Here is a 13685-nt window from a genome sequence, read left to right on the forward strand (position 1 = left end):
TTTTAGGTGGTGGTGAAAAAATCCCGCAAACGATTAATTCCCTCGTTATACTTGGCGGCAGAGTATGAGAGGCGCAGTGTGTTCGGGATACCAAAGTCAGAACCCGGTACAGTTGCCACATGTGTAGCTTCGAAAATTTGCGTAGCCAACTCAAGCGAAGTGCTGATACCTTTTCTCTTCATAAATGCTTCGCAATCAAGCGTGAAGTAGAAGCTGCCTCTCGCTGGCAGAGCACGGACATCCGCTACATTTTGGAAAGCATCGATCGTGTAGTCCCGACGACCTTTGTACAATTGGACCAAATGATCAACCTCATGCTGGTAATCAAGCGCAGCCATTGCTCCGAACTGTACGACTGGGTCAGCTGTGAGCAGTGTGTGGTGCTGAATGACCGTCAGTGGCTGTACCAGCTCATCTGGTACGATCGCATATCCGACACGTCTGCTATACATCCGATATGCTTTGGAAAACGCATCGGTTGTGATGAACGTAGACTTGGTATTTTTCAGCTGCATCACGGATTCGCACTCGTCATCGAAGTAGGTATTCGCATAAATTTCGTCATTGATAATAGCCGCACGACCGTCTACGATGCTGTCGATCGTATACAATTCGTCTTTTGTAAGAATATTTCCCAACGGGTTTCCTGGCGTGTTGATCACGACCACTTTCGTCTTGTCTGTAAAATTCTCTTTAAACGACTCCACATCAAGTCTCAATGTATCCATATCAATTTTGTAGTAACGAACTTTCGCTCCGACTAGCAGCGCGCAGAAATGGTAAAGCGAGTAGTACGGAAGTGGCAACAACACTTCATCGCCCTCTTTAAGCAGGAGGTAGAACAGGTTACGGAAGAGTGTGCTGGTACCGACACTGATCACGAAATTCTCCGGTTTAATTGACACATCGTATTTTGTTTTATAGTGGGTCGCGAGCTTATCTTTCAGTTCTGGCAGCCCACCTGGATACACGAGCGAATATTTTTCAAAGCTGTTCAATGCCTGTTGCATGGAATTGATAATTTCGGGATGCAGCGGCATTTCTGACTTCCCAAGAGTCATGCGGATTGCTTCTCCACCGTTTCTCTCAAGCTCATTTGCCATCTGGTCCAGTACAAACATCAAAAAGCGCTCGTCGTGAAAATTAATAGAGGATCTGATTTCCATATTTTCCTACCCCTTTTACTTTATTTTGGATTTTTCTGCTAACATTTTTAGGATTTTCACATAGCGATCCGAAAGCGATTCAACATATGCCGTCTGAAGCATAGATGGATCATAGGTAAAAACGACATGGATACCTTTCGAAGTTTCTGCTACCTGAAGAACTAACGGACTTCCAGCCATTTCTGGCTCAACTGAACGTTTGACTTCACGTTTCCAAGTAGCTGACTGAGCTTTGAACGGAATCGTCTGGTTGACAAAAAGTGTCGGCCATTCCATATGCGTCGTCGCTTGCCAGTGCTCTGACGGATACAAAGCGAGCGTTTGCATTCGGGCACGTACTTGCTTCGTTTGATCCAATAATTGTGAAAACGAACTGATCGTCTGCATATCGACGGTGAGTGGTACGATGTTGTCAAAGTTGCCTAGCGTTTGTTCCAGCACATCTTGCGTCCGATTCGTTGTCACTACCCCAAGTGTCAAACTCGGCAATTGGGTGACCTGTCGAAGCAACAGCAGATAGGAGGCAAGCAAGATATCTCCCAGCTCTTGATCGGCATGAGTAGCTACATGCAGCAAATCAGCGTGACCTATCGGGTCGATAGACTGCTCGACTTGTCGCGTCGCTACCCCACCCGCACCAAATGGTTGAGCAGAATGTGGATTTGCTACTGTCAACCACTCGTGACGCTGGGCCTCGAGATGCCCGTAATAAAGCATTTTTTTCTGCCAAACAGCGAATGCTTCGTAGCGAGGCTGTTCTTCCACAGTCGGCTCATGCCCTTCTGCAATCGCCTGATACAGAGCCTCCCATTCTTCCAGGAGAAGTCCGAGACCTCGCCAATCACTAAAGGAGCTGTGAAGACTTCCAATCAATCGATAGCGATCAGTAGCCAGCTTTATCAGTTCAAAACGAGCCAAACTTCCTGCTTTGTCCTTAAACGGCCTCTTTTGCTCGGCAGCCAATCGTTCTCGCAACCATATCGTTGCCTCTGCCTCGCTTTTCTCCTGTAAATCACATAGCGCAAGCGGAATCGGTTCGGAAAAGCCTTGGGGCGATAGCAGAGGAAAACGTCGCACAAGAGTTTGCCATGCTTGCTGCATATACGCCAGTTCGATTCTGCTTCGAAGCTCGATGTCAAAACATCTGACAGCCACAATCCCATCTTCTTGTTCCTGCTTGAGCAAACGTTCCTGAACGAAGGAATAGATGGGCGTTGTTTCCGAATGAAACTCGCCTAGAATCGGCTTAGGTCTTTCTGCAGCTGATTTCCCGTCGGTTAAAAGTAGGTAGGGGGCATCTGTCAGTTGCAGAATACTTCCTGCCCGGTCTGCAAAAGAAACGGGAATGCCGCATGCTATCAAGGTGTCGATCCGTTCGATCAGGTTCGCTACCCGATCCTCGATTTGGTAAACGCCAGAACCACTTTTCATGAGCTCGCGTTGTTCTTGTGTGTGCTCCATTCGAGGCTCGACTAACTGGATGCTGCTCTCTCTCGCTTTGCCAAGTGTGATAATACTGGCTTGCGATTGCCGATCCAGATATTTCTCGTGAACACGGTAGCCCATAAACGTATAGAACGACAGTGCCTTTTCAGCATCTGAAGTAAGCAACCGGACAGCAGATCGCTGATCGCTGCTTTGCCATTTGTCATGCGTCATGTTCTCGCTCTCTACAAGTTCAATCAAGCCAACTGATTCCAGAAAGAGAAAGGCAACGAGTCTATGATTGAAAAGTACCGCTGGCTTTGGAGCGCTGACCAAATCGTATTTGAAGCCAGAATCAACTAACATTTTCAAAAAATGATCAATATTGGAAACAGAAAAACATAGATGGTACGGACCCGTCCCCTTTTCTTCCAACAAACGAACACAAGGTGACGTTTCATCGACAGGCGCGATTAGCTCGATTGGCACACAGCCCGGTTTCATGCACATCGAGAGATACACGTTTTGTTCTGGATCATGCAGGGAATCGCTTGCATCAAATCCAAGAGTGCCATACATGATTTGAGCCGGACCCAGTTCTGGAACTGCAACTCCGACATGATGAAGGCGGTTCATCACGCCCTCTTTTTCTGTTTGGTGATATTCGATCTCAACATCATCCAATCGCTGTTTCGGATGCTTCAGAAGCGCTGTGAGTACACGCAAATAGTTGTCCGCGAAGCCTTCCATTGTCTCCGCTTTAAACAACTGGGTATCGTATTCCAGCACGCACCTGAATTGATCAGCAAGCGGTGTAATATCCAGCTTAAAGTCAAGCTTCGACGTCTTCGATTCATGCGGAACCTCTTCAAATTGCGCGTCGCCCACTGTAAACTGCACTTCTTGCTCCCGCTGGTTATGGAAGATCAGCATCGTATCAAACAATGGATTTTGCGTTTGCTGGATGCCTGCGGCGCTACGAGCAACGATCTCTTCAAACGGATACTCCTGATGTTCGTAGGCCAGTAGCAGACTGCGCTGAACCTCTTGTACAAAATCGGTATACACAAGATCGGCACGTGGACGATTGCGTATCGGAAGGAAGTTGATAAAGACACCGACGATCCGCTCCAAATCGGGATGGTTTCGTCCAGCTACGAGTGAACCGACAACGAAATCTTCCTGAGACGTGTATTTCATCAACAACACGTAATAAGCTGACATCAAAACAGCATGGACAGTCACTTCGTTCTGCTTGGCAAATGCATGCAAATCACCGTACGTAGAATCAGTAAGGAAGAACGTATGGTGATCCCCCTGGAATGTCTTAACAGAAGGACGCGGGAAATCCAGCGGAAAAGACATGATCGGGACTCGGTCGCTGAAAGCATCCACCCAGTATTTTTCCTGCTGATTCCACTGATCGCTCGCCCGCTTCTGCCACTGCCAGTCTGCGTAGTCCTTGTACTGAATAGGCAATGCAGGCAGCTCTTCACCCACATACAATCTAGCGAAGTCTTCCATTAACACATTCAGTGAAATGCCATCCAAAATAATATGATGAGAGTTGAACAGCAGATAATGCTGAGTGGCTGTGACCTCGACTAGGCAAACTTGAAGGAGAGGTGCTTTCGTCAAATCAAAAGATTGCCGGAAGTCTTCCATCAGTTCGTCCAATGTCTTGCCGTCGCTATGAATGGTTTTGATCTCAAATGGCACATTGTCGCTAATGTACTGATACACTTCCCCATCCTGTACCACAAACGAAGTACGGAATGCTTCATGCCTTTGGATGATTTCCGTAAACACACTTCTCACTCGACTTACATCCAGATGACCGTTCACCGCGATTACACCCGACATGTTGTAACTGGTGCTTTCCCCTTCTATCCCATGCATCACGAAAATTCGTTTTTGTGAAGAAGAAGCCCTGTATCTCTCCGCTTTACTTACCCGATCAATCGGCGCGTAGGATATCGGCTGTCTACCCCTGATGCGGTCAGCTAATTGTCGAATGGTCGGGTTCTGGAATACATCCTTGATCGTGATGTCTGTTTTACTCTCTTTTTGCAATCTGGTCACGAGTTGGGCGGCCTTCAGCGAGTGGCCTCCTAGCGAGAAAAAATGATCGTGCACACTTATTTTTTCGACTGCCAAAAGTTCTCGCCATATTTGTGCCAATTGCTGCTCAAGTTCATCTGCCGGGGCCTCTTCCTTTCCCGTGCGATACTGCGTGTAATCCAGACGTTGCAAGGCAGTCTTGTCTACTTTTCCACTCTGCGTCCGAGGCAACGCATCAAGATGGACAAAAAAGGCAGGTAGCATGTAGTCAGGCAGATAAGTCAGCACTGCTTCTCGCAGAACGTGTTCCTCAATCGGATGCATCGCAACCAGACATGCAACCAAATAAGGATCACGTTTTGACTCCTGAATGGCCACTACCGCTGCTTCCCGGACACCAGGCTGACGGCGCAGGACAGCTTCAATTTCCTCCAACTCAACGCGGTTGCCACGAATCTTGATCTGAAAATCCTTACGACCAAAATATTGCAGATGCCCTTCATCCGTCCAGCAGGCCAAGTCTCCTGTACGATAAAGCCTGCCAAACGGGGTCAGGATATAGGACGCTTTGGTTCTTTCCTCATCAGCGATGTAACCTTCCGTTACTCCCATCCCGCCTACGTACATTTCCCCTATTACCCCTTTGGGCAACAGATGAAAATCTTGGTCCAGAAGAAAGACACGAACGTTGTAACTCGGATGTCCAATCGGAAGCGGGTTTTCAAAAGGCCCTTGTCGCGGTACACAATACCCAGATGCTGAGATACTATTTTCCGTTGGGCCATACAAGTTGTACATCTGCGCTTGAGGTAGCAAGGCTGCATGTCGCTCCACTAACGAAGAAGACAACATCTCTCCTGTACACAACACTTTTTGAATCGAATTCATCGAGCCATCAGTCACGTGGTCAAGCAAAGCGTGATACATCGTAGGGACGACGAGTATCACGTTTGCCTGTTGGCTCTCGATGGCAGCGGCGAGCTTTTGCGGAGACTTGTTTTCATGTCGCTGCAATAAGCAAAGGGTACCGCCGCTGATCAGTGTGCAGAATATCTCGACAACAGATGCGTCAAAAGTCAACGTGGCGATCTGCAACGTTCTCGTCTGCTCTCCGAACCCGACAAACTCAATGTGCCACCAAAGAGCGTTGATTAATTGATCATGCTTTACACGCACACCTTTTGGTGTACCTGTCGAACCAGAAGTAAAGATGGCATACGCAGTACTCGAAGGTACCGTTTTTCGCTGTGGTGTTTGAATTAACTCCTGCGCCCAGCATGTTGGTTCATCCAGACGAAACACCCTTGTTTGCAAGTCAGCGACGAGTTCCAGATAGCTACCCTCTGTCACAATCAGACTAGGCTGAATCTGGTTTACGATCTGTTCGATTCGCGCTTTCGGCAAGTCTGGATCAAGCGGGACATAGTAACACCCAGTTTTGAGGATAGCTAGCAGTGCAGTAATCATTTCAGGGGAACGATCACACATGATAACTATCGGTCGACCTGCATCTGTCACCTCCTTTTGCAGAGCCCAAGACAGGCGATTGGCTTGCTCTTGTAACTCCTTGTAGGTCACAGTCTGCTTTCCTTGTACAAGCGCAACTGCATCCGGTGTTTTTTCTGCCGCTTGATCAATCAACTCGTGCACGCAGTAGTTACTCGGAACTGGCACGACCTTCATCTGTTCCTCGATCATCTCGTGCCGCTCATGATCACTGAGCAAAGTAAGATCACGAATCTCTTGATCCGGATCAGCCGCAATCTGCTCGAGAAGGCTCAGATAATGAAGCGCCAGGCGTTCGATTTCCTTCGCTTGAAACTTCCATGCCTGGTAGTTGACATGGACTGTCCATTCATCACCTGGTGATACTTCCAGCACCATTGGATAATCGGTTGTTTCATGTGAAGTGATATTCTCCAGCTCGAAGTCAAGTTCCAATCCGGCCAGCGTCTTGTCGATCGGATAGTTTTGGAAAACGAACAAACTGTGCGCCAAAGGGGTTTGTGCGTCCATCTCTGAGCAGTTTTTCAACTCAACTGCTGGCACGTACAAATGCGGGGCCATCTGGTGCTGTTCTTCCATCATGACACCCAGTAGATCTTTGACTGTTGTCGTTTCTGTCCGTTTGACCCGGAGCGGATACGTCTTGATGAAGAGGCCGACGATATCCTCTACTCCAATGAGATGGGCAGGACGTCCGGCGTACGCCACTTCAAAAAGAGCATCCCGCGTATCGCTGTATTTTTGCAGCAAAATACCCCATGCGGCTTGCAACAGTGTGCTGATTGTCACACGGTAACGCTTGGATGTTTCCTCCAATGTCTTCGATAGCGTTTGACTGAGCCGAAGATGATAAGAAGAATACCGCGGCTCTTCGTTACGATCCCGCATATAGGGAAGCGGTGTAGGAGAGCTAATTCCTTGTAAGGAATCTTTCCAATACGATAACGATTGTTCTTTCGATGCTTCTTTGAGGAAACGCAGATACTCCTTGTATTTCGCCTTCTGTTTGATCGCAGGGGACAGCCCCGAGCACAATTGTCCATATGCTGTAAATATCTCTCTTAGGAGAATGCCGGAACTCCATCCGTCCATGAGTATGTGATGAAATGACCATATGACTTCATAACGATACAACTCCATCCTTACTACTTGAATGCGAATGGTATTGCCCAACTCAAGCGTGAAGGGTGTTTGCTTGTCCTGTGACAACAAGACAGACAGTTTTCTTTCCCGCGCTCCAGATGGTAACTCGCACCAATCGAAATAAGGAATCTCCAATGTCTTTTGCTTGAGAATCAGCTGGACAGGGGCTTGAAGCCCCTCCCAGCGAAAAACCGTACGAAGCATTTCATTGGCCTCAAACGCCATCGTAACAGCCTGCGTAAACAAATCCAGCTGAAACTTGCCACGAAGGGTTAGCCGATGCTGTTCGAAATACAAATTGGAATCCTTTTGGAGTCGGTAGTAAAACAGCATGCCCTCCTGCGTTGGACTTAACGGCAAAATGTCAGCTATATTGTTTTTGTCGATCTTGTTCATCACAATTTTTCTCTCCTGACTCCCTTACCGAACAGCTTCACTCGGCAGGTTTTCCACGATCTCCCCATCTGCATCCACGTACGGCAAACCATTGTGTTTGAACACATGGTCGAGACAATACATCTCTCCCTGCTTGTAGTCCAAAATCATCAGGTCTTCTGAACGGGTTGGGATTAATTCCTTCAACCGCTCTGGAAGATAGTCTGGTCCGACCGCTTGATGCCATTTCAAAACAATTTTTTCAGGACGCTCAGCTGTCGGATAAAAACCACAAATCTCTAATTTTCCAAAGTCGTGCGAAGTAAGGAGTACCCCTTTTTTCTCCAAGCCACCCAGATTGCGTTTGGACTCGGCCACATTCCGGAACGCCTCGTCCAGTGGAATGGCATACTGCTCGACTCCCCTGACTGGCATAAACACTGTCAAATAATACGAAATGATTCGATTATCGAGAAACTTCCGTTGCAAGTCGATCAAGGTTTCGACAGAATCGTTTACTCCGCGAATAATGGCAGGCTGTCCGCGAATCTGTACACCGACAGATAGCAGCGCTTGTGTTGCTTGGATCGAAACGTCGCTAATTTCCCCGGGATGGTTGAACTGGGAAATCACACTTACCTGCTTGCCGGGTGTCTGTCTAACTTGGTCAAAAAACGCAAGCAGCTCTCCATCAAGAAAACGAGCCGGATCATAGGCCAAAGCCTTGGTTGCAAAACGAACGAGTCGAATACTCTTTACACTTAAAAGAGTGCTAATCAGCTTGATTAAGTCAGAGCTTTTACGGAAGGAAGCTGGATCTCCGCCAGTAAAGAGGACATTATCGATGTACGGATGAGCTTCCAAATACTGCACTGCCCTTTCTGCTTTTTCCATAATATTGGTATATCCAATATCTTCATGGCGGATTTCGTTCACTTTATAGCAGAACTGGCAGTTGGCAATACAAAAGTCGTCGATGTGAAGCAACAATGTCTTTTTGTACTTGTGTTGCAGGAAAGCTGTTTCATCCTGACGGTACGACTTGTTGCCATACGGATCAAAGCGCCCTTTATAGGGTTTCTCTCCCGGTGGCGGAAGCACGATATTGATCATCTGGGTACGATAAGGCTCTGATTGACTCGCAATCAACTCGGCATAATAGCGAGTCACCTTAAATGGCATATAAGACTGCTCCAGTAATGCACCGCGTTCTTCCTTCTCTGCTTCTGTAAAGCCGACAATTGTTGCGAACTCCTCAAATCCTTTTTTTCCCATTAATACCTTAACACTCAATGTAATCCCTCCCGTTCATTCATAAACACTGGTCATCTTTGCTTTCTCGAACACTTGGTCAACCATGTGATTCGCTTGTTAACCAAACAGCAAATCCAGTTCTTTTTGTGTCAATTCCACATCTTCGAAATCCGATGGAGTAAATTCTGGGACGTCCTGTCGGCAACAATGATCTATGAGCTGCTCTAATTCATGGAAAAACAACTCGAGTAACTTCTCCATGGTCTCCTCGCGATACTTTCGCAAGCTGTACGTAACAGAAACCTGGAGTTCTCCTTGACGAATGAGAGCAGCCACGTCAAGCAGTGCTGTCAAATGATTACCCACTCCGGCATCAACAGCCAAGTTTCCTCCCATGAGAACCAGATCATCACTCAGTTGATTATCAACGGTTCCCAGATAATTGAATCGAACATGGGACTTTTCCTCTGCCGTGAGCAGATGAGGCTTTAGCCAACCAAACCCAAGCCCTCCCATCGGAATCTGACGCAATTTCTCCTTAACTGCTTTTAGGTGATCAGTCCGATTGGATGGATTCGTTTCGAAAAGAACAGGATACATGCTGGTAAACCATCCTACTGTTCTGGTTACGTTCATCGTATGAATAGCAGACTCACGCCCATGCGACTCCATTACCAGCAAGAGACGCTCCCTTTCAAACACATCACACAATGTCCGGGTAAGTGCTGCAACCAATAGGTCTTGGGGACCTGTGTTGAACATTCGGTTGGCCGTTGTCAACAGTCGCGACGTTATCTCGGCTGAAAGTGTGCGTGTAGATGTAGCGCTGTATTCTACCAAGTCTTCGCCAAAATCGTAATCCGTAGGAAGTTTGTCTTCCGGGATGGAAAACATGTCCCAAAATGCTTTTTCTTTGATTGCCTGATCCGACTGGTAAAAGGCGGCGACTTCCTTTATCCAAGCTTGCATCGAATGTGTTTTATCCGGCAAGACGATCGGCTCATTCCGTTTAAGACTGGACAAGGCACTCATCAAATCTTCCAGGAGAATCCTCCAGGAGACACCGTCCACAACCAGATGATGGGCCGTCAGAAACAATCGCTGAGGTCGATCGGGACCTAATTCAAAGAGACAACCGGTAAACAGCAAAGATTCTTCCAGCTTGAAGCTCACAGCGCAAGCTCCCATCGCCTCAAGCATTTTACTCTCCTGTTCTTCCTGCGGTAAGGAAGCAAGGTCGACGCAAGACACTGACACTCGGCTGGTAAGGTGGCTCTCATTGTAAAAGAGCTTCCCCTCTTTTGCAGAGTAATTGAGTCGCAAACAATCGTGATGGTTAACCAGTGCAGATAGACTCGCTTCAAACTCCTCCAGCGTTACTTTTTCTTTGCTTTCAAGGAGCAACGACTGGTTCCAATGATCAGCATTGCGGAACTGTTGGGACAGAAACCAAGAAACGATGGGAGATGACGGCAACTCGCCAGTACACGGCTCTTGTGAGATCTGTTCCACTCCCCAGCTCCAGTCACTTCTCGCTTTTAGTTCTGTAATCGTGTCATAAATCAAGATGTCTCTCACCGGAATCTTGATTCCTCGCTGATGCAATCGATAGGAAACCTGAATCGCCTTGATCGAATCCCCCCCTAGTTGGGAAAACGGGTCATGTAGACCAAATGGTGAACGACCAAGCACGTCCTCATACACTTCTACCAATAGCTTGTCAAACTCGTCACGAGGACTGGTTTCATCCTCCGCACCTTTTCGCTCCATGACAGGTTCGGGAAGCTGTTTTCGATCTACCTTGCCATTTGAGGTCAGCGGAAACTGTTCAAGCTGCACGATTTGCGACGGGATCATGTAGGCGGGCAATCGACTTGCTAGCTCTTCGCGGAGCTCTTTTTCCCGGAAAGATGCTTCCGTGATCAAATAAGCACAAAGGTACTTACGCCCCCACGTATCCATGCGATCGATCACCACTGCCTCACGCACAGAAGAATGACCAAGTAGCTGCTGTTCAATTTCACCCAATTCAATGCGGTAACCATGAATCTTCACCTGATAGTCAGCCCGTCCCAGATACTCCATGACTCCATTTGGCCGATAGCGGACCAGATCGCCCGTCTTGTACATCACTTTTCCTGGCGAAAACGGATCGGGTAGGAAACGCTCTTGCGTCAATTCCTCGCGGTTAAGATACCCCCGTGCCACACTATCTCCCGAGATGAAAAGCTCTCCTGTCGATCCGATCGGGATTGGTTTCCCATATGAATCCAAAATGTAGAGCTGCACGTTACTGATCGGATGTCCAATCGGTACAGATCCCTCAACATCGATCTCTGGATCGTATTGATAGATCATGCACCCGACTACTGTCTCGGTAGGGCCATACTCATTGAGAATTTCGATTTGTCCGTTCCATTTCGCATGAATCGCCTCAGCCAGACTCACCTTCAAGTCCTCGCCGCCCACAATCACTCTCTTTACTGTAGTAGAAGGCAAAGCGATTTCTTGCAGCAAAAACAGATGGGCAGGTGTTAGCTTTACGACATGGGAGCGTCCATCGCTAAAGATGCGCGATAACACAAACTCTGAATCAGAGTTCGGATAGATAACCATCCGATTTCCCTTTACCAACGGGCAAAAAATGGACGTAACCGTCAAATCAAATGCCAGTGAGGAATAAAAAGCAAACGCTTCTTCAGGACAGGAGAGATAACGGTCTTTTGCCCACGAAATATAGTTGACTAACCCTCGATGAGAAACCATGACTCCCTTCGGATTTCCGGTAGAGCCTGAGGTATAAATAACATAGGCCAAATCCTCTGGCTGATTAACCGATTCCAGGATTGCCCCATCATTTAGATACAAGGACGAATCACTGAGCTCCAGGATTACTTTGGACCACGAAATAACCTCTGTTCGCGAGGTGTGTCGAAGCAACAGGTCCGCTCCAGAATCAGATAGCAGATATTCGATGCGCTGAGAAGGGAGTTGAGGGTCAATCGGAAGGTAAGCCCCGCCTGCTTTTAGCACGGCCAACAGCCCGATGATCATCTCTGGCGAATGATCTGCCAGAAGCGCAACAATAACGCCAGGGCCAACTCCTCGGTTACGCAACGACTGAGAGAGTCGATTTACTTGATCATGCAGTTCCTGGAATGTCAGCATGCGCCCCTCTGACTCCAATGCAACTCCCTGTGGCGAGCGTTTAACTTGCTCTTCAAACAACTGGACAACCGTCTTCTCGCTGGAATAGGAAGCAGCTGTATCGTTCCACGTTTTGAGCTGTAGTGCCAACTCTTCGTCAGCAAGGAAGTTCAGATTGGACAGTGGTACTTCTGGATTCGCGATCATTTGATTGAGCAGCCTTACGAGATGATCCGCTATTCGATCAACATCATTTTCCGTGTACTCGGCGATCTTATAATCCATTTCCAGCGTCAATCGTTCATCTGTAGCCCATTCCCTGATAATTACTTGGAGCGAATACAACTGGTGACCGTTGTAAAACTCCTCATTCGTCACGGGATACCCACCAATGGTGAAGGGCAGCTGCGTGCTGTAATAATTTACACAAATCTGAAACAGGCTGTCATAGCCATGTTTCTTCAATTCCAATTCTTGAGCCAGCAAATCGTACGGATATTTCTGATGAAAAAAACAGGAAGTCAATTCCCTGTTGACATGTTTAACATAATCGAAGGCATCCATTTCCATCGGAACTGCCAGACGAAATGGCATAGTGCTGGTGAACATCCCGAATATTTTGCGCTCCACTTTGCCTGAACGATTTAACAGCGGCGTACCAATCACGATCTCTTCTTGCCTCGTACAACGCTGAAGGTAAAGACTGACGAGAGCCACAAACAAGGAATTTAGCGAGCATTTCATCTGGTCTGCAAATTGGCGTATTCTTGTCGAATCTTCACGGTTGAATGCATAGACTTTGCGCTTGCCCTCGGTCGTATCTGTTGCCTTTGCTAATGTCGTGATCACAGGCAAGCTCTGAAACTTGTCCCGCCAATATCTCTTGTCCTTTTCAAATCTCTCAGACTGAGAATAGGCATGCTCCCTGTCGACAAAAGCTTGATACGCGTGTTCATCTCCTACATGAACGGTACCGCCTGCTAACAACGTGTCATAATAGTGAGCAATTTGTTCTGTCATAATGGAGATGGACCAACCATCAGCAATCAAATGATGAAACTTTACAAAATATCCCGCTTCTTCGTCACTCAGTTGAATCAGACAAAAGTAGAATAGAGGCTCCTGTCCGATCGAAAATGGTTTTGCAAACAAAGCTTGCAGGAATTGTCTGCACCGATCAGGGGCATTCGGTTCTTGTCTGAAATCAAATACCTGCAATGGCTGCGGTTCATACTCCCCAACAAACTGAAGGACTGTCTCTTCTTCCTGATAGTTGAGTCGCAAAGCATCGTTCTTTTGAATGAACAGGTGAATGGCCGCTTCAAGTACATCCAGTTTCACTTTTCCTTGAACCCGCACCATCCCCCCTAACGTATGGACAGGAAGCTGTGGATGTAATTTTTCCGTATACCAGATACGCTTTTGTGGATGACTTAAAGGATATCCGCCATTCCATTGCTTCTTATCCTGATGCAATGCATTTCCCCCCTTTCGGAATTGTGCAGATGTAATCACAATTCGGATATGGCAAAAAATCTAATTGATTACAAATACTTCCATCCCAACTATATCGATGACTCTTCTATAGTGTCAAATGAATTTTCCATT

Annotated in this window: 4 protein-coding genes; all 4 read right to left on the reverse strand. The window is 47.3% G+C overall.

The genetic code is table 11. The annotated features are described in order from the left end of the window. Positions 1-2 precede the first annotated feature (2 nt). A complete protein-coding gene (locus HP398_RS21320; RefSeq protein ID WP_017249072.1) occupies positions 3-1166 on the reverse strand; it encodes a pyridoxal phosphate-dependent aminotransferase in 1164 nt (387 codons plus the stop codon). 15 nt (positions 1167-1181) lie between these two features. After that, complete coding sequence (gene edeN / locus HP398_RS21325; RefSeq protein ID WP_173623657.1) at positions 1182-7697, reverse strand: edeine non-ribosomal peptide synthetase EdeN; 6516 nt, start codon at positions 7695-7697, stop codon at positions 1182-1184. A 24-nt stretch (positions 7698-7721) separates the two neighbouring features. Then, positions 7722-8969 (reverse strand): lysine 2,3-aminomutase, encoded by a 1248-nt coding sequence (locus HP398_RS21330; RefSeq protein ID WP_017249074.1) that lies wholly within the window; start codon positions 8967-8969, stop codon positions 7722-7724. A 78-nt stretch (positions 8970-9047) separates the two neighbouring features. After that, the gene (edeP, locus tag HP398_RS21335) at positions 9048-13553 is read right to left on the reverse strand and encodes an edeine non-ribosomal peptide synthetase EdeP (protein WP_173623577.1); all 4506 of its coding nucleotides are present in this window, start codon (positions 13551-13553) and stop codon (positions 9048-9050) included. Positions 13554-13685: the final 132 nt, after the last annotated feature.

Origin of the sequence: Brevibacillus sp. HB1.4B (genome assembly GCF_013284285.1) — a bacterium.
GTDB classification, from domain to species: Bacteria; Bacillota; Bacilli; order Brevibacillales; family Brevibacillaceae; genus Brevibacillus; species Brevibacillus porteri.

Coding starts and splice junctions, on each gene's coding strand:
- HP398_RS21320 (WP_017249072.1), bottom strand. CDS start 1,166: ATGGAAATCAGATCCTCTATTAATTTTCACGACGAGCGCTTTTTGATG.
- edeN (WP_173623657.1), bottom strand. CDS start 7,697: ATGAACAAGATCGACAAAAACAATATAGCTGACATTTTGCCGTTAAGT.